At 71.5% G+C, this 17,479-nt stretch carries 18 protein-coding genes and 1 tRNA gene; 14 read left to right on the top strand and 5 right to left on the bottom strand.

Going from position 1 to position 17,479, the window contains the following annotated elements; genetic code table 11:
• Nucleotides 1-34 precede the first annotated feature (34 nt).
• Nucleotides 35-1,045 carry an aldo/keto reductase gene (locus IE134_RS16755; RefSeq protein ID WP_098894588.1) on the bottom strand — a complete coding sequence of 337 codons (1,011 nt, stop codon included), beginning with the start codon at nt 1,043-1,045 and terminating at the stop codon, nt 35-37.
• Between the two features lie 164 nt (nt 1,046-1,209).
• On the opposite strand from IE134_RS16755, the gene IE134_RS16750 reads away from it, so the two are divergent.
• Together IE134_RS16750 and IE134_RS16745 are read left to right on the top strand one after the other, a co-directional pair.
• The gene (locus tag IE134_RS16750; RefSeq protein WP_189430910.1) at nt 1,210-2,106 is read left to right on the top strand and encodes a LysR substrate-binding domain-containing protein; all 897 of its coding nucleotides are present in this window, start codon (nt 1,210-1,212) and stop codon (nt 2,104-2,106) included.
• A gap of 48 nt (nt 2,107-2,154) precedes the next feature.
• A tRNA-Trp gene (locus tag IE134_RS16745) sits at nt 2,155-2,230 on the top strand.
• Nucleotides 2,231-2,247: 17 nt separating this feature from the next.
• Here IE134_RS16745 and IE134_RS16740 read toward each other — a convergent pair.
• Nucleotides 2,248-2,517 (bottom strand): hypothetical protein, encoded by a 270-nt coding sequence (locus tag IE134_RS16740; RefSeq protein WP_003964175.1) that lies wholly within the window; start codon nt 2,515-2,517, stop codon nt 2,248-2,250.
• Between the two features lie 161 nt (nt 2,518-2,678).
• On the opposite strand from IE134_RS16740, the gene IE134_RS16735 reads away from it, so the two are divergent.
• The 6 genes from IE134_RS16735 (at nt 2,679) to IE134_RS16710 (ending at nt 8,169) form a co-directional block, all read left to right on the top strand.
• Nucleotides 2,679-3,299 (top strand): DinB family protein, encoded by a 621-nt coding sequence (locus tag IE134_RS16735; protein ID WP_189430908.1) that lies wholly within the window; start codon nt 2,679-2,681, stop codon nt 3,297-3,299.
• 111 nt (nt 3,300-3,410) lie between these two features.
• Nucleotides 3,411-4,244, top strand: a complete 834-nt coding sequence (locus IE134_RS16730) for a PP2C family protein-serine/threonine phosphatase (RefSeq protein ID WP_097886055.1) — start codon at nt 3,411-3,413, stop codon at nt 4,242-4,244.
• A gap of 63 nt (nt 4,245-4,307) precedes the next feature.
• On the top strand, nt 4,308-5,333 hold the full coding sequence (locus IE134_RS16725; protein WP_189430906.1) for an MASE1 domain-containing protein: 1,026 nt from the start codon (nt 4,308-4,310) through the stop codon (nt 5,331-5,333).
• 333 nt (nt 5,334-5,666) lie between these two features.
• A complete protein-coding gene (locus tag IE134_RS16720; RefSeq protein WP_030717721.1) occupies nt 5,667-5,861 on the top strand; it encodes an antitoxin in 195 nt (64 codons plus the stop codon).
• Between the two features lie 274 nt (nt 5,862-6,135).
• Nucleotides 6,136-7,743, top strand: a complete 1,608-nt coding sequence (locus IE134_RS16715; protein ID WP_189430904.1) for a sigma-70 family RNA polymerase sigma factor — start codon at nt 6,136-6,138, stop codon at nt 7,741-7,743.
• Nucleotides 7,744-7,791: 48 nt separating this feature from the next.
• Complete coding sequence (locus IE134_RS16710; protein ID WP_030717714.1) at nt 7,792-8,169, top strand: VOC family protein; 378 nt, start codon at nt 7,792-7,794, stop codon at nt 8,167-8,169.
• A 105-nt stretch (nt 8,170-8,274) separates the two neighbouring features.
• Here IE134_RS16710 and IE134_RS16705 read toward each other — a convergent pair whose 3' ends face one another.
• Together IE134_RS16705 and ctaD are read right to left on the bottom strand one after the other, a co-directional pair.
• Nucleotides 8,275-8,616, bottom strand: a complete 342-nt coding sequence (locus IE134_RS16705) for a hypothetical protein (RefSeq protein ID WP_097986361.1) — start codon at nt 8,614-8,616, stop codon at nt 8,275-8,277.
• Nucleotides 8,617-8,657: 41 nt separating this feature from the next.
• Nucleotides 8,658-10,391, bottom strand: a complete 1,734-nt coding sequence (gene ctaD / locus IE134_RS16700) for an aa3-type cytochrome oxidase subunit I (RefSeq protein WP_126931821.1) — start codon at nt 10,389-10,391, stop codon at nt 8,658-8,660.
• Between the two features lie 292 nt (nt 10,392-10,683).
• Between ctaD and IE134_RS16695 the strand changes: the two genes are divergently transcribed.
• From IE134_RS16695 to IE134_RS16680, 4 genes are all read left to right on the top strand, one after another.
• The gene (locus IE134_RS16695; protein WP_030717706.1) at nt 10,684-11,340 is read left to right on the top strand and encodes an NADPH-dependent F420 reductase; all 657 of its coding nucleotides are present in this window, start codon (nt 10,684-10,686) and stop codon (nt 11,338-11,340) included.
• Between the two features lie 238 nt (nt 11,341-11,578).
• Entirely contained in the window at nt 11,579-12,097 is a 519-nt protein-coding gene (locus IE134_RS16690; protein ID WP_189430903.1) for an SRPBCC family protein, read from the top strand.
• A 72-nt stretch (nt 12,098-12,169) separates the two neighbouring features.
• A complete protein-coding gene (locus IE134_RS16685; protein ID WP_073821643.1) occupies nt 12,170-12,664 on the top strand; it encodes a hypothetical protein in 495 nt (164 codons plus the stop codon).
• Between the two features lie 65 nt (nt 12,665-12,729).
• On the top strand, nt 12,730-12,957 hold the full coding sequence (locus IE134_RS16680; protein ID WP_126931823.1) for a hypothetical protein: 228 nt from the start codon (nt 12,730-12,732) through the stop codon (nt 12,955-12,957).
• Nucleotides 12,958-13,004: 47 nt separating this feature from the next.
• Here IE134_RS16680 and IE134_RS16675 read toward each other — a convergent pair whose 3' ends face one another.
• The gene (locus tag IE134_RS16675) at nt 13,005-14,108 is read right to left on the bottom strand and encodes an enoyl-CoA hydratase/isomerase family protein (RefSeq protein ID WP_098894574.1); all 1,104 of its coding nucleotides are present in this window, start codon (nt 14,106-14,108) and stop codon (nt 13,005-13,007) included.
• A 184-nt stretch (nt 14,109-14,292) separates the two neighbouring features.
• On the opposite strand from IE134_RS16675, the gene IE134_RS16670 reads away from it, so the two are divergent.
• Together IE134_RS16670 and IE134_RS16665 are read left to right on the top strand one after the other, a co-directional pair.
• Nucleotides 14,293-16,425, top strand: coding sequence for a SpoIIE family protein phosphatase (locus tag IE134_RS16670; RefSeq protein ID WP_098894575.1), 2,133 nt, complete (start codon nt 14,293-14,295; stop codon nt 16,423-16,425).
• Between the two features lie 249 nt (nt 16,426-16,674).
• Nucleotides 16,675-17,376 carry a histidine phosphatase family protein gene (locus IE134_RS16665; RefSeq protein ID WP_098894576.1) on the top strand — a complete coding sequence of 234 codons (702 nt, stop codon included), beginning with the start codon at nt 16,675-16,677 and terminating at the stop codon, nt 17,374-17,376.
• The last annotated feature ends 103 nt before the right edge of the window (nt 17,377-17,479 follow it).

The raw sequence follows: 17,479 nt of genomic DNA, 5'->3' as shown, positions 1-17,479 counted from the left end.
GGATGACGTCCTTGATGTGGTCGGTGCGGGTGGTTCAGGCGGTGGGGACGGGGGCGTCGGCGGAGATCAGCTTCTCCTCGCGCAGGGCCGCCCAGAAGGCCTCCGGGACCTTCTCGTCGAGGGCGGCGAGGTCTTCGGCGATGCGGCTGGGCCGGGTCGCGCCGGGGATCGCCGCCGCCGTGGCCGGGTGGGCCAGGGCGAACTGGAGCGCGGCGGCCTTGATGCCGATGCCGTGCCGCTCGGCGAGGGCCTTGACACGCTCGACCTTGGCGACGATGTCGGCGGGGGCCTTCTGGTATTCGAAGTGCGCGCCGCCCGCGAGGATGCCGGAGCTGTACGGTCCGCCGACGACGAGGTCGACGTCGTGCTCGGCCGCAGCCGGGAGGAGCCGCTGGAGGGCGCGGTCGTGGTCCAGGAGGGTGTAGCGGCCGGCGAGGAGGAACGCGTCGGGGCGCGGCTCGTCGAGGTCGAGGGTGAGTTCGAGCGGCTCGACCTTGTTGACGCCGAGGCCCCAGGCCTTGATGACGCCTTCCTCGCGCAGCCGGGTCAGCACCCGGAAGGCGCCGGTGCGGGCGCTCTCGTAGGCCGCGAGCCACTCGTCGCCGTAGAAGTCCTGGGCGACGTCGTGGACCCAGACGATGTCCAGGCGGTCGGTGCGCAGCCGCTTCAGGCTGTCCTCGATGGAGCGCAGGGTGGCGTCGGCGGTGTAGTCGTTGATCATCTTGTTGGGGCGGCCGTGCTCGAAGAGCCCGCCCTTCTCGCCGAGATCGCGGGCGGCGGGGTCCTCGGTCTCGTCCAGGACGACCCGGCCGACCTTGGTGGAGAGGACGTAGGCGTCGCGCGGGTGCTGGGCGAGGACATCGCCGAGCCGGATCTCGGAGAGCCCGGCGCCGTAGAAGGGGGCGGTGTCGAAGTAGCGGATGCCCTGGTCCCAGGCGGCCTGCACGGTGGCGGCGGCCTCGTCGTCGGGGATCGCCCGGAACATGTTGCCGAGCGGTGCGGTGCCGAAGCCGAGCCGGCCGGGGAGGAGGTGGGTGATGCTCACGAGTGCGTCCTTCACGGGAGGAAGTCGCCGACGTTTCGTGGGTATTTATCCCTTTACTCACGCTCTGTCGGCCTTACGTATTCGAGGTTAGGATCGACGCCTTGAGACTGTCCAAGACTTGTTCGGGCTCACTTAAGTCTCTGAAGGTCTGACTAGGACGTGACATGCTCGATCTCCGCCAGCTCCGCTATTTCGTCGCCGTCGCCGAGACGGAACACGTCGGCCGCGCCGCCGAGCAGCTCCATATCTCCCAGTCGCCGCTCAGCCGGCAGATCGCCCAGCTGGAGAAGGAGCTCGGTCTGGTCCTGTTCGAGCGGGACCGGCAGCGGATCCGTCTGACGTCCGACGGCCGCGTCTTCCTCACCGAGGCCCGGGCCCTGCTGACCCACGCCGGCCGGCTGGAGAACCTGGGGCGCCGGCTCGGGCGGGGCGAGGAGGGCGGGCTCTGCGTCGGCTACGTACCGGACGCCATGCACACCGGACTCCTGCCCGCCGCACTGCGCACGCTGCGCCTGGAGCGGCCGGGCATCCATGTGGCGCTCTACGGACAGCAGAGCGCCGAGCAGTTCGATGGGCTGCGGCAGCGCAGCCTGGACATCGCCCTGGTCCAGGAGCCTCCGGCCGAGGACGATCCGGATCTGCGCTCGGCGCTGCTGCTGGAGGATCCGCTGCTGCTCGTGCTGCCCTCCGGCCATCCGCTGGCGGAGAAGGCGGACCTCGTGCCGGAGGACCTGGACGGGCAGCCGTGGATCGCGGTGGAGAGCAGCCGCGATCCGAGTTGGCGCGACGCCTTCGTCGCCTCGTGCGTGGCGGCGGGCTTCACACCGGACATCACGCTGGACGCCGCCGAACCCCTCACCGCGCTGGGGCTCGTCGCCTCCGGCTTCGGTCTGGCGCAGGTGCAGCGGAGCATGGTGCGGGGCACCTCGCCCGGCGTGGCCGTCCGTGAACTGCCCTGGCACAGCGGGTCCGCACGCCTGTGGGCGGCCTGGCACCGCGTCGATCTACGGCCCGTGGTGGGGGCGTTCCGCGCCACGGTGCTGGACACCGCACCCGCGTAAACCAGTTGGCGCGAGCCGGGGGGCGTGCCAGGCTTCAGCCCGTACCCAAGGGGCGTAGCTCAGCGGCCAGAGCGGCGGTCTCCAAAACCGTATGTCGCAGGTTCGATTCCTGCCGCCCCTGCCATCACCACCCGGCCTTCGTCAACGCACGTCGCCACGCCAGTCCCACTGGTGGCTGTCCGGCGATCGCGGCCCGTACTCGGCGCGTCCGCCGGGCCCGTAGGCGCCGATCTCGGTGACCAGCCCGACGCCGTCGCGGAGATCCGCCTCGCCCCAGCCGGTGACGTCGAGCAGCAGCCCGTCGAGCGGGCCGCCGACCAGCTCGCGGTAGTCGTGTCCCGGCCTCGGTCCCGGGCGGGGGTCGTCGTGGTCGGTGCCGTACACCCGTCGCTGCCTCATCAGCTCGTCCATGCGGGCAGCATCCCACCGAGCACTGACAACGGCTCGGTACGAGCGTCCATCCGGCCACCGCCCGGCGGCGGACCGTGTGGTGCCGGGCCGTCCGGCCGAGTGCGCGGGCGGCCGCCGGAAATCGGCGCGCGCCTGCCCGTCCGGTGTGGCACGCTCCCCCGGTGACCATCCCACCGCGCCTGATCCCCCTGCTGGAGCAGTTCGACTTCGCCTGTGAGCGGCTCCTCGCCCGCCTGGCCGGTCCCGTCATGGACAGCGGCAACGGCGTCGACATCGGCGTCACCCCGCTCGGCGACGACGAGTACCTCTGGGAACCCGTGCCCGACTGCTGGTCCGTACGCCGTCGCGGCGACGGGCCCGGTGCGCGGGCGACCGCTCTGGCCGGGGCCGGTGACTGGGGACGGGACACGGCGGACTCCCCGCATCCGTTTCCCCCGCCGTTCACCACCATCGCGTGGCGTCTGAGCCATCTCTCCGAGATGCTCGCCCTCCGCGCCGACCACACCCACGGCTGCAGGACGCTCACCCGCGAGGACTACCGCACCCCGGGGGACGCCGCAGGGGCGGTGGCCGCCCTCGAGACCTCGTCCGCCGCCTGGCGCGAGGCCCTGCTCACCGCGGACGACACGGCCCTGGACACCGTCGGGTACAGCACGTATCCGAACGGCAGTGACGCCGAGGATCTCTTTGTCGACATCGTCTGGTGGGTCAACCAGGAGGTGCTGCACCACGGTGCCGAGATCGCCCTGCTCCGCGATCTGTATCGCGCCCGTCCGTCCTGAGCGGCGCGTCACCTCGGCCGTCGGTACGCGGACATCGTCGCGGTCGCCGCAGTCGCCGCTCCGGGTGGCCCGCCATATGATTCAGGGACTTAACGCACCGCGGAGCGGCACATGAACCGGCGTCGGACTCCCCGCTCAGCCAGCGCCGAGGACCTGCTCAACACCTTGCAGGACCTCACCGCGCGTGCTCGGCGCGAGGTGGAGTTCCACCAGGCCAGGGTGGAACTCGCGCAGGCCCTCCAGCGCGACATGCTTCCAGCGGCCCTGCCCACCCTCCCCGGTCTGCAGTCCGCGGCCCGCTACGCACCGGCCCGCCACGGCCTGGACATCGGCGGCGACTGGTACGACGGTTTCCCCCTGGCGGACGGGGCGCTCGGCTTCGCCATCGGCGACGTACAGGGTCATGACGTCGAGGCCGCCGCCTTCATGGGGCAGGTCCGGATCGCGATGCGGGCCATCGCGGGCACGGCGTCCGATCCGGGCGAGATCCTGGGCCGGACGAACGATCTGCTGGTCTCCGTGGACTCGGGGCTCTTCGCGACCTGCACGTTCCTGCGGCTCGACCCGACGACCTGGGAGCTGCACAGCGCCCGGGCCGGGCATGTGGCGTCCGTGTGGGCCTCCACGGGGGGCAGGTCCGGCGTCACGGAGGACCCGGGCGGCCTGCCGCTGGGCATCGAGCCCGGCGAGGGCTATCCCGTCACCCGGCGGACCCTCGACTGCGACGGGGCGATCGTGCTGCTGACCGACGGGGTCGTCGAGGGGCCGTCGCTGCTGATCGAGGACGGCCTGGAGCGGGTCCGGCAGCTGGTGGCCGCGCGCGCCGGGGCGAAAGCGGCACAGCTGGCCGACGAGGTCCTGGGCGCGACCGAGATGACGGGCCACGAGGACGACGCCGCCGTCCTGGTCCTGCGCCATGCCGCCGCCCGCCGCGGAGCCCGGTGACGCAGGGCCGTACCGCGCGTGTCACCTGCCGACTCCCACCGCGGCCGGTGTCTGATGAGTGGTGTGATCCGCAGCAAGGAAGCCAGACGTCGGGCCGTGTACGTGGCGCAGGTCCTCGGCGTGGCCGGCGCCTACTACCTGGCGGGGCGGCTCGGGCTGATGCGCCAGGTCGTCATCGACGGCGCGGTCGTCACTCCGCTGTGGCCGCCCACCGGTATCGCCCTGGCCGCGCTGCTGTGCCTGGGCGTCCGTGTCTGGCCGGGCATCGCGCTGGGCACGCTGGTGACGGTCACCGAGATCGGCGACGCGTTCACGGTGAGCCGTCTGGCCATCATGCTCGGCAACACGGTCGCCCCGCTGGCCGCGTACGCCCTGCTGCGGAGGGTCGGGTTCCGCAATGAGCTGGCCCGGCTGCGGGACGGGGTCTGTCTGGTCTTCCTGGGCGCGTTCGCGGGGATGCTGATCAGCGCCACCATCGGGAGTTTCACCCTGTTGCTCGACGACAAGGTTCCGCCGGGGCGGTTCTGGCTGGTCTGGGCGTCCTGGTGGGCGGGGGACGCGATGGGCGTCCTGGTGGTCACCCCCGTCCTGCTCGTCCTGCGCGGGGCGCGGTGGCCCCGCCGGAGCGACCGCTGGCTGGAGGCGTCGGTTCTCGCGGTCGCCGTGGTCGTGATGTCGCTGATCGCCACGCGCAGCTCGCTGTCGATGATCTACGTGGTGTTCCCGGTGATCATCTGGTCGGCCCTGCGCTTCCAGCTTCCGGGCAGTGCCCCGTGCGCCCTGGTCGTCTCGGTGCTCGCCATTCTCGCCGGTACGGACGCGCTGGGTCCGTTCGCCGGGCACAGCCTGATGGAGATCATGGCCAATCTGTCGCTGCTCAACGGCTGCGTCGCGCTCACCGCGCTGCTGCTCGGGGCGATCGTCGCGGAGCACAGGAACATCCGCCGGGAGACGGAGTACGCCGTCGAGGAGCTGGAGGCCCTGGTGGAGCAGCTCGCGCCGCTGTCGGGGCCGGACCCGGGACGCTACGAGGACAGACCGCGACGGCACGGCCCGCTCGACGGCGGCCCTCACCCGGATGATCCGTGACGCACACGGACGTCCCGTAGCTCGCACGGCCGTATCCAAACCCCTGGGAGGGTGAAGCCGGTCAGTACGGCAGGGGGCGGCCGGACGGGGTACGCAGATCGAGCGGCGGCGGCCCCGAAGGGGGCGGGGGACGACGGACGACAACTCGGATGCGGCCCATTGCCACCACCTCCTCCTGGTCAACCGGTATGTGCCCAGTCGGCGCGGCTTCACACTTCCCGCGCTGCGCGGGTCCGTCGGCCGGGTCCTCGCCGTGTCCCGGCGCGGATGCGGGCAGGGCCCGGTGCGGTGACCCTTGGTGTGTGGGGGGCGAAGAGTCGACGAGGAGGACGCATGTCCGCGATGGACAAGATCAAGAAGATGCTCAAGGGCCACGAGGACCAGGCCGGCAAGGGCGTCGACAAGGCAGGCGACATGGTCGACGACCGTACGCAGGGCAAGTACAAGGACCACGTCGACACCGGCCAGGACAAGCTCAAGCAGCAGTTGGGCACGGACCGCGACCAGGACGGGCCGCCCCGCGCCTGAGCCGGTCCACCGGTGACCGGGCGGCCGACGCCCGGCCGCCCCCTTCCCGCGCACCGGTGTGTGTCACGGATCACCTTCCGTGACACACACCGGTGCGCGGAGCGTGCCGGGGCCGCTGCGCACAGTGCCGCCACGGGCCCGCCGGGGCCGGGCGGCGGAGGTCCGCGGCAAAGGTTTCGGGGTTGCTCGCCGGATTCTTGTTATCGTCCCGCCCTCACCCCATCTCCCGAGTGTGGGAAGTGACAGCACCGGACCCCGGAAGAGTGAGCACAGCATGGGCAAGGATCACCCGACGGTCTTGATCGCGGCCGCGCAGGGCGGCGACCAGCAGGCCAAGGACCAGCTCGTCTCGGCGTACCTGCCGCTGCTGTACAACGTCGTCGGACGTGCGCTGGACGGTCATGCCGACGTGGACGACGTGGTGCAGGAGACGGTGCTGCGCATGCTCCGGGGCCTGCCCGAACTGCGCGACCCGGAGCGCTTCCGTTCCTGGCTGGTGGCGATAGCCATGAACGAGATACGCACGCACTGGCGCGAGAAGCAGGCGGGCGCGATACCGGCGGACCGGCTGGACGCCGCGTACGACCTGCCGGATCCCCGCGCGGACTTCGTCGAGGTGACGATCCTGGAGCTGGGCCTGACCGGCCAGCGGCGGCAGGTGGCGGAGGCGACGCGCTGGCTGGACGAGGACGACCGCGCCCTGTTGTCGCTGTGGTGGCTGGAGACCGCCGGGCATCTGTCCCGGGCCGAGGTCGCCGCCGCTCTCGAACTCACCCCGCAGCACACCGCCGTACGGGTGCAGCGGATGAAGGCCCAGCTGGAGGCGGCGCGGGTCGTCGTGGGCGCACTGGCGGCGGAGCCGCCGTGCGTCCTGCTGGAGGACATCGCCGCCGGCTGGGACGGCGTCCCCTCCGCCCTGTGGCGCAAGCGGCTGGCCCGCCATGCCCGCGAGTGCACGGTGTGCTCGGGCCATGGCTCGGGCCTGGTCCCCGCCGAGGGGCTGCTGGTGGGTCTCGCGCTCGTTCCGGTGGCCGCGGCGGCGGGGGCGGGGGCGGGGGCCGCTCCCGAGCTGCTCGCCACGGCGGCGCACCTCCAGGCACCGGCTCCGGGCGCGGACGGCGCCGGGGCGGGGCGCGCCGAGCGCAGACGGGTGCAGGCCCGGCGGCGCCGTCGCAACTCGGCCATCGCCGCCGTCGTCGCGGTCGCGGCACTGGGCACGGGGGGCGCGGCGGTGCACCTCTACACCGACGGCGACGACCGGGACGCGACGACCGTCACGGCCGATGCTCCGGCCCCGCGTACGGAGGTGCCCACGTCGGCCGCCCCGGCCTCACCCTCCCCCTCGGCGTCCAAGTCGCCCAGCGCCTCGGCGTCTCCGAGCCCCTCGAAGAAGCCGAAGCCGAAGCCCAAGCCCAAGAAGAGCACGACGCCGCCGCCCGCGCCCAGCTCCGCCGCGCCGGCTCCGAAGCCGGACCCGCCCGCTCCCGCGCCGCCCGCCCCGTCGGGGATGGCCGAGCAGGTCGCCCAGCTGGTCAACGCCGAGCGTTCCAAGGAGGGCTGCGGTCCGGTGTCCGTCAACGGTCAGCTCAACACGGCGGCGCAGCGGCACTCCGCCGACATGGCCGCCCAGGACTACTTCTCCCACACCTCGCAGGACGGCAGGGACCCCGGTGCCCGGATCACCGCCGCCGGATACCGCTGGTCGACGTACGGCGAGAACATCGCCAAGGGGCAGCGGACGCCGGCCGACGTGATGCAGTCCTGGATGGACAGCCCGGGGCACCGTGCGAACATCCTCAACTGCTCGTTCAAGGAGATCGGCATGGGGAAGGTGGACTCCGGCGGCGGTCCGGTGTGGACGCAGGTGTTCGGGGCCCGCTGAGCCCGCGCGGCGCACGCGCCGTACGCGGCGGGTGCCTACGATGCGGTCATGATCGCTGAACTGGAGTGCGTGGTCCTGGACTGCCCGGACCCGAGGGAACTGGCCGGCTTCTACGCGTCGTTGCTGGGGGGCGAGGTCGACCGTCCCGACCGGCGGTGGGAGTGCGACGCGGAGTGGTCCACGCTGCACACGCCCGGTGGGCTCGTCCTCGCCTTTCAGCGGGTGGCGGGCTACCGGCCGCCGCGCTGGCCCGGCCAGGAGGCGCCCCAGCAGTTCCACCTGGACTTCGGCGTCACCGACCAGGAGCGGGCGCACGAGGAGGTCCTGGCGGCCGGGGCCACCCTGCTCGGCGCCGGGGACGAGGAGCGTGGCTGGCGGGTGTACGCCGATCCCGCCGGGCATCCCTTCTGCCTGGTGGGCCCCTGACCGTATCCGGCTCCGCTTCCGCGCCCCGGGCCCGTCCGGTGCGGCCGGGAGACCGGCCGCACCGGGGAGCTCCGGGACGCCGTGGGGCGCGGAGATCCGCCGGGGTCAGCGGATGGCCAGGGTCACCGCCGTACCGAGGCAGGTCACCGCGCCCACCGCACCGACCGAGACAGCGACGCAGCGGGCCCGGAGCCGCGCGTAGCGCCCGGTGTACTCCTCGCGCAGTTCTTCCGCGCGGTCGCGGACGCGGGTGAGCGACTCCCGCGAAACGGCGACCCGTTCGGTGATGAACACGCGCTCGACGTCCTCACGCTGCGCCGTGGTCAGCCAGGGCAACTGGTCGGTGAAGCGGCGTGCCTGCCGTCGCGCCCGTTCGACCTCGGCGTTCCACAGCAGAAAGCCCTCCAGTTGCGCCAGGCCCCTGGCGCTGTCCTTGTCGGGTTTCATCCGTCCTCCTCTCCGTCACACCGTCAGGTCCTGGGCCGATGTCACTGCGCGTGCCGGTCCCCCGGGGCGACGATCCTGGAGTTGTCGGGGCGGTTGGTGGCCTCCTGCAGGGTGCGGACCGCCGGGTGGTGCAGATCGAATGCCGGGGATTCGGACCGGATCCGCGGCAGCGTGACGAAGTTGTGCCGCGGCGGCGGGCAGGAGGTCGCCCATTCCAGCGAGCGGCCGTAACCCCAGGGGTCGTCGACCTCGATCTTCTTGCCGTACCTCGCGGTCTTCCAGACGTTGTAGAAGAACGGCAGGATCGACAGGCCGAGCAGGAACGAGGCAATGGTGGAAATGGTGTTCAGCGCGGTGAAACCGTCCGCGTCGAGATAGTCCGCGTAACGGCGCGGCATGCCCTCGGCACCCAGCCAGTGCTGCACGAGGAACGTGCCGTGGAATCCGACGAAGAGCGTCCAGAACGTCATCTTCCCGAGCCGCTCGTCCAGCATCTTCCCGGTGAACTTCGGCCACCAGAAGTGGAATCCGGCGAACATCGCGAACACCACGGTGCCGAACACCACGTAATGGAAGTGTGCGACGACGAAGTACGAGTCGGAGACGTGGAAGTCCAGGGGCGGTGAGGCGAGGATGATTCCGGTCAGACCGCCGAACAGGAAGGTGACCAGAAACCCGACGGCCCACAGCATCGGCGTCTCCAGGGACAGCGACCCTTTCCACATCGTGCCGATCCAGTTGAAGAACTTCACGCCTGTCGGTACGGCGATGAGGAACGTCATGAACGAGAAGAACGGCAGCAGCACCGCGCCCGTGACGAACATGTGGTGCGCCCACACAGTCGCGGAAAGACCGGCGATGGCGATGGTGGCCGCGATCAGTCCGATGTACCCGAACACCGGTTTGCGGCTGAAGACCGGGAAGATCTCGGTGACGATGCCGAAGAACGGCAGAGCGATGATGTAGACCTCGGGGTGGCCGAAGAACCAGAACAGGTGCTGCCACAGCAGTGCGCCGCCGTTGGCCGCGTCGAAGACATGGGCGCCGAACTTACGGTCGGCCTCCAGCGCCAACAGGGCTGCGGCCAGGACCGGGAAGGCCAGCAGGACCAGTACGCCGGTCAGCAGGACGTTCCAGGTGAAGATCGGCATGCGGAACATCGTCATGCCGGGGGCGCGCATGCAGATGATCGTGGTGATGAAGTTGACCGAACCGAGGATGGTGCCGAAGCCGGAGAACGCGAGCCCCATGATCCACATATCGGCGCCGATACCCGGCGAACGGACCGCGTCGTTGAGCGGGGCATAGGCGAACCAGCCGAAGTCCGCCGCGCCCTGCGGGGTGAGAAATCCGGCCACCACGATGAGCGAGCCGAAGAGATAGAGCCAGTACGCGAACATGTTGAGCCGCGGGAACGCCACGTCGGGCGCGCCGATCTGCAGCGGCATGATCCAGTTGGCGAATCCGGCGAACAGCGGCGTCGCGAACATCAGCAGCATGATCGTGCCGTGCATCGTGAACGCCTGATTGAACTGCTCGTTCGAAATCAGCTGGAGTCCGGGCCGGGCCAGCTCGGCCCGCATCACCAGGGCCAGGATTCCCCCCACGCAGAAGAACGCGAAGGAGGTGACGAGGTAGAGCGTACCGATCGTCTTGTGGTCCGTCGTGGTCATCCACTTGATGACCACGTTGCCGGGCTCTCCGCTCCGTACCGGAAGTTCGTCCTCGTCGGCGGTATCGGTCTCCACCGATTGCGAGATGCCCCTCGTCGTCACTACGACGCTCCTTCGGTCGACGGCCCGTGTGGACTCGGCGACCAGAATGGACCCGCGGCGATCGGTGCGGTGGGACATCCTTCCCCGTCCGGCGCGAGCGGCCGACAAGGACACTCAAATGGCCTACGGCGCACGCTCCGTCCTCGGTCGGCGCGACGCGAAGCGCATATCAACGCCCAGGGGCCGATCGGGTATTCCTTCGCGGAGACCGGAATAGCCCCTCCGGAGCCGGAGTTGGTGAAGCGACAGAAGCCACTCCTCTCCACTCGCACAGCTACGGAAGGTCTGATCCATGAAGATCGGCATCATCGGCGCGGGCAACATCGGCGGCAACCTGACACGGCGGCTCACCGCCCTCGGGCACGAGGTCTCGGTCGCCAACTCCCGCGGACCGCAGACGCTCACCGCCCTCGCCGAGGAGACCGGGGCGAAGCCGGTCACCGCGTCGGAGGCCGCGAAGGGCGCCCAGGTCGTCGTGGTCACCGTGCCGCTGAAGGCCGTACCCGATCTGCCCGCCGGCTTTCTCGACGGCGCGGCGGAGGGCGTCACGGTCATCGACACGGGCAACTACTATCCGCAGCGTGACGGCCGCATCGCCGCCATCGAGGACGGGCTGCCCGAGAGCCGGTGGACGGAGCAGCAGATCGGCCACCCCGTGATCAAGGCGTTCAACGGCACCTACGCCCAGGACATCCTGGACCGGGGTCGCCCGCAGGGCACTCCGGACCGCCAGGCGCTCCCGGTGGCCGGCGACGACCCGGCGGCCAAGCAGGCGGTGCGCGACCTCATCGACGAGTTGGGCTTCGACACGGTCGACGGCGGCGGCCTGGACGACTCGTGGCGTCAGCAGCCCGGCACACCGGTGTACGGCAACCGGGGCGACGCCGACGCCATCACGAAGGGCCTCGCGGAGGCATCGCCGGAGCGCACGGCGGAGTTCCGCGCCTGACATCGGGCGCTCTTCCGTCCGACACCTCGCGTCGGTCGGCGGACGGGTGACCGGGCGAAGACTCCGGCCGGGCGGGACACGGGGGTATCCGCCCGGCCGGATCGTCGGCCGCCCTCGGACCGCGCCCTCACGGCGAGGATCTACCCGTGAGTAAGGTGTGGACTCCGGGATGTCGGCTCCACGGTCCGTCCGGCGCCCGGGCGTGGACCGTCGACGGCCGTGGACAAGGAGTCGCGTCATGCCCCGCACCATGTCCGTAGCCGAGAGCATCGTGATCGACACCTCCCCGGCACGGGTCTACGCACAGCTCAGCGACCCCACAGCGATGGGGCGTTGGAGCCCCGAGAACCGGGGCGCGACCGTGCAGGGCGAGCGGAGTGACGCGTACGTCGGCATGGTCTTCGAGGGTCGAAACAAGCGCGGCGCGGCACGCTGGACGACCCGGTGCACGGTGACGGCGGCCGACCCCGGCGAGCGCTTCGCCTTCCGGGTGCACGCGATCGGTCTGCGGCGCCCGCTGCTTCCGGGGCCGATCGCCACGTGGGAGTACCGGTTCGAGGCGGTGGACGGGGCTACCCGGGTCACGGAGACCTGGACCGACGACCGGCGCCGCTGGCCGGACTTCCTCGCCAACGCCTTCGACCGCGTGGCGACGGGCGGCAAGACCTTCGCGCAGTTCCAGGTCGGCAACATCCGTACGACGCTGAAGCGTCTCAAGGCGGCGCTGGAGGAGGACGCGCGGGGAACCGGAGACTGACAGCCGCCGCCCTCACGTCGCCGCTGCTGTGGGCGTGACTCAGTACGCTACGGAGCACGAGGGGGCGCACGTATGGGCACCGAGGAGAGCACCGGTTTCGAACCGGCGACCGGCGACGGACCGCCGATCGCCGAGCCCGCGGCGACGCGGGCCGCTTCGGTGCGGACCGCGTTCGAGGGACTGTTGCAGATCCGCCGCCTGACCGGAACAGGACGGCCCGACCCCGAGGCCGCGCCGGCTCCGTGGGAGCTGAACCGTCCGGTGAGGGCGGTCGCGCTGGCGCTGGAGAGGTCGGGCGCCACGCCTTCGGCCGTCGACCCGTCGGGGCGCCGCGTGTCGGCCGGATACCGGGTGAGCGACGGGGAGTCGGCGGGTTCGGTCCGGGTCGAGTGGACCGGGCCGCCCGGCAGCGGGGCCGCGCACGACGAGGAGGAAGCGCTGGCCGGCTGCGCTGCGGCCCTGCGGGAGGCGGGCTGGACGGTGCTGCTGTATCGGGGGCCGCGCCGACGGCGTTACCTGGAGGTGGAGCCGCCGAGCGGGTTGTCCGGCGGGCACGCCCGGTCGTGAGGCTGTGTTGTCAGACCCATGGGAGATGCTTGACGGTCCGACAGCTCTGAGGAGGAGATGCTGAGATGGACAGCGACGAACTCGCCGCGGCGCAGGCGTACGTCCGCCTGCTGGAGGCCACCAGGGCAGCGCTCGCGGACCCCGACGACGCACCGGTCTACCTGCCGATGCTCACCTCTCCGATGCGCGAGGCCGACCAGGCCCTGCGCAGCGCGGGGCTGACGGGCAACGAGGACCGGCTGTTCGCTCTCGTCCGGGCCCTGCAGCCGAGCCTCTCCGGCAGCGACAGATAGCGCCCGGCGGGGTGGGCCTGTGCCGGGCGCGACGGGCGGCGTCCGTCCTACCCGGCCCGTCCCTCCCCCACCGAGGTGTCCGCGGGCTCCGGAGCGAGACCGAGTTCTTGTTCGCCGGGGCCGAGCGGTGCGAAGAACCGGGCGACCTCCTGGTCGTCGACCTCGGCGAGGGAGCCCGGCTTCCACTGCGGGGCGTTGTCCTTGTCGATGATCCGGGCGCGGACGCCTTCCACGAAATCCGGGTGCTCGAACGCCCGGCTGGAGACCCGGAACTCCTGGTCGAGCACGGCTTCCAGGCTGTCCAGCCGGGCGGCGCGGCGGACCGCGGCCAGCGTGACCTTGAGGGCGAGGGGCGACTTGGTCAGCAGTTCGTCCGCCGCCGTGTCCGCCGCGGGGACGCCGCTCTCGCGCAGCTTCCGGATGATGTCCTCGACGGTATCCCCCGCGTAACAGGCGTCGATCCAGTCGCGCTGCGCGGCGAGGTCTCCGGCGGGCGGCTGGGTGGCGAACCGCTGAACGATGTCCGCGAGGGACACGCCCGGACCGGCCGGCTCCCCCAGTGCTGCGGTCAGGGCCGGGAGGAGGTGGGCAGGTACGTGGTGATCGGCGAGGCCGCAGAGGATGGCGTCGGCTGCCCCGACGGAGCGGCCCGTGAGCGCCAGATGGGGGCCCAGTTCGCCGGGGGCGGCGGCCAGCAGGCGGGTGCCCCCGACGTCCGGCACGAAGCCGATGGCGGTCTCGGGCATGGCGACGCGTGAGCGTTCGGTGACGACGCGGATTCCGGCGTGGGCCGACACGCCGACCCCGCCGCCCATCACGATGCCGTCCATCAGCGCGACGTACGGCTTGGGGAATCGGGCGATGCGGGCGTTGAGGCGGTACTCGTCCCGCCAGAACTCCAGGGAAGCGCGTCCCGAGGCCCGGGCGTCGTCATGCAGGGCGCGGATGTCGCCCCCGGCGCACAGGCCCCGGTCGCCCGCCCCGGACAGCAGCACCGAGTGGATCGCTTCGTCCTGCTCGGCTCGGGCCAAGGCCTCGTCGAGCAGTCGCACCATGGTGTGGCTGAGGGCGTTGAGGGCCCTGGGGCGGTTCAGTGTGAGGTGCATGCATGTGCCCCTCGTCTCCAGCAGGACGGGCCGGTCGTCGTTCATGCGTGCGCTCCGCTCGCTGGGCTCATGGACGCGTAGGGACGCCTCCATGGTCGCGGACGGCTGCCGGCTGCCGTTCTTCGGCCCCCGGATCGGCCGCTGTGGCACTCCGCCGGATGCGGCTCGACAATTGAGGCTTACGGGACGCGCCGACGCCCGGCCCCGCCGGACGACCTCCGGAGCAGGAATGACCGACGACGAACGGCGGCAGGACGCCGAAGCCTCTCCGCTCCGCCGGATCGACCGGAAGACCAACGGTGAGATCCGGCCGACGGAACGCCTCGCCATGAACCGGACCGGCAGCTTCGACTGGGACCTGGACACCCGGACCCTGGACATCGACGAGGCCGGGCTCATGGTGTTCGGCGTGGATCCGGCGACGTTCGACGCCCGCCCGGGCGCCCTGCTGGAGCACCTGGAGCCGGCGGAACGGGCCCGGCTCGACGTCACGATCGACGAGGCCATCACCGGCGGGAGCAATTCCTTCAGCGTCCACTTCCGCGTGCCTCTGAACGACGGGACCACGCAGTGGACCCATGCCCAGGCCCGCATCCTGCGTTCGAAGGACGGAATGGCCCACCGGATCGTGGGGATCGTCCGGGACGCCACGGCGGAGGTCACCCATTCGGCCTTCGTGCTCGATCTGGAAAAGCGGCGGCAGCGCCAGACCAATATCGTTGAACGAACAACGAGTGCCATGTCCCGCGCGGTGACCGTGGACGATGTGACGGCCGCCCTCACCGGACCCGGCGGGCTGGCCCGCCTCGGGGCGGACGGCCTCGCCCTGGGGCTCGTGGAGAACTCCGCGCTGAACATCGTCGCGCTGAGCGGCGAGTCGCTCGAAGTGCTCGACGGGCTCGGCTCCGGTGACCTCGACCGCAACCTTCCCCTCGCGGACACGATCCGCAGCGGACGCCCCCGGTTCATCACCTCGCTGGCCGCCCTGGCCCGTCGCTATCCGGAGCTGGAGCCGCATCTGGGCAGGCTCAGGTTCCGGGCGGCGGCGTACCTCCCGCTGGTGGCCCAGGCGCGGTCGCTCGGCGGTCTGGCCCTCTTCTACCGCGAGCGCACGGTCTTCAACGCGGACGAGCGCATCCTGTGCCTGGGTCTCGCCGCGATCGTGGCCCAGTCCCTGCAGCGGGCGATGCTCTTCGACGAGGAGCGGGAATTCGCCACCCAGCTCCAGTCCGCGATGCTCCCGCCCCGGATACAGGAGGTCGAGGGCGGCGAGATCGCGGTCCGGTACCACGCCGCGTGGAGCGGCCGGCAGGTCGGCGGCGACTGGTACGACGTGATCACTCTGCCGAAGAACCGGTACGGGCTGGTCGTGGGGGACGTCCAGGGCCACGACACCCACGCGGCCGCGATCATGGGCCAGTTGCGCATCGCTCTGCGCGCCTACGCCTCCGAGGGGCACCCTCCGGCCACCGTGCTGGCACGAGCCTCCCGCTTTCTCTCCGAGCTGGACACCGAGCGCTTCGCCACCTGTACGTACGCCCAGGTCGACCTGACGTCCGGAACGGTGAAGGTCGTGCGGGCCGGGCACCTCGGGCCGTTGATCCGCCACGTCGACGGGCGGGTCGGCAGCCCTCAGGTACGCGGCGGGCTGCCCTTGGGCACCTCCACGGACCTCCTGGACGAGGAGTATCCGGAGACCCGGCTCGATCTGGTGCCCGGTGAGACGTTCGTGCTGTACACCGACGGGCTGGTGGAGGAGCCCGGGGCCGATCTCGACGCCGGGATCGACGCGCTGCGCAACGAGGTGAGCGCCGGGCCCGCGGGGGCCGAGGCGCTGGCCGACCATCTGTCGGAACGGCTGTGGGAACGGTGGGGGTCGGGGGACGATGTGGCGCTCCTGGTGCTTCGCCGCAGCCCGGACGTGGGGTCGTCGCACGCGCCGCGGCTCCACCAGTACATCCACCAGGCGGACCCGGAAGGGCTTTCGGACGCCCGAGCGATCGTCCGCCAGGCCCTTGCCGACTGGGACATGGCCGAGTTCGCCGACGATGCGGAGCTCGTCACGGGCGAGTTGCTGGTGAACGTGCTTCTGCACACCGAGGGCGGGGCGGTGCTGACTCTGGAAGTGCTGCCGGAACCGGTGCGGCGGATCCGGCTGTCCGTCCAGGACCGGTCCAGTGCCTGGCCCCGTCGGCGTACACCGGGCGAGACGTCCACTTCCGGCCGGGGACTGCTCCTGCTTGACGCCGTCGCCACGCGGTGGGGCATCGAGCCCCGCGGCGAGGGGAAGGCTGTCTGGTGCGAGATCGGCCCCACTCCCCCGTCGGCCGTCACACCGCCGCCGACGCTCACGGGGAAGTGACGGGCGAGGAGAGCTGCCGGGCGAGGCGTCAGCCCTGGGCGGTACGCCGCTTGCGGACGGCCCAGAGGATGCCGCCACCGGCCGGCAGCACCGATGGAGTGCTTGCCCTCGCCGTCGGCGTCCTTGATCTCCTGGGTAAGGCGGGCGGACCGCTGTCAGGCTGCCCTCCGGAGGTGGCCGAATGAGAGGGTGGGATGTGCATCCATGTGCCGCCGCCCACGCCCCCGAGCCTGGAGCATGACCCGTTCTATGCGATTGCTGCTGATCCGTCACGGCCAGACACCCTCCAACCTCGGCCATTTCCTGGACACCGCACGGCCCGGCCCCGGGCTCACCGACCTCGGGCTGCGGCAGGCGGCGGCTCTGCCCCGGGCGCTCGCCGGGGAGGACATCGCCGCGTTGTACGCCTCCACGCTGACCCGTACGCAACTCACGGCCGCACCCCTGGCTGCGGAGCGGGGCATCGAGGTCCGGATCCGTGACGGGATCCGGGAACTGTCCGCGGGTGACCTGGAGATGCGGGCCGACGAGGAAGCGGTGCGGCAGTACCTGACGACCGTCTTCGCCTGGCCCGCCGGGGACGTCGGCCGCCGACTGCCCGGGGGCGAGGACGGGACGGAGGCGCTGGCCCGCTTCGACGCGGTGGTGGCCGAAGCGGCGGAGGCCGAGGAGCACGGGACAGTGGCGCTCGTCAGTCATGGTGCCGCCATCCGCGTGTGGGCAGCCGCCCGCGCCGGGAACGTCACCGTCGATTTCGCCGCCCGGCACAGCCTGGACAACACGGGTGTGGTGGTGGTCGAGGGCTCGCCGGACTCGGGATGGACGGCCCTCTCCTGGGCCGGGACGGTCGTCCCGGCGGTCACCGCGAGCGGCGAGGCGGACGGCGGCCCGGCAGGCCGCACTGTGCCGGGCCCGGAGTTGGGACCGGCAACGGATCACCCCACCACCTGATCGCCGCTCCTGCTCCTGCTCCTCCTCCTGTTCCTGTTCCTCCTGCTGCTGCTTCTGCTCCCGTTGCTGTTGCTGGGGCGTGGGTGGGCCTAGGGCCTGGGAC

The sequence above is a fragment of the Streptomyces rubiginosohelvolus genome, from assembly GCF_014649875.1.
GTDB classification, from domain to species: domain Bacteria; phylum Actinomycetota; class Actinomycetes; order Streptomycetales; family Streptomycetaceae; genus Streptomyces; species Streptomyces rubiginosohelvolus.
Note: the sequence above shows the minus strand (reverse complement) of the source record. Positions and strands in the feature narration are given on the sequence as shown.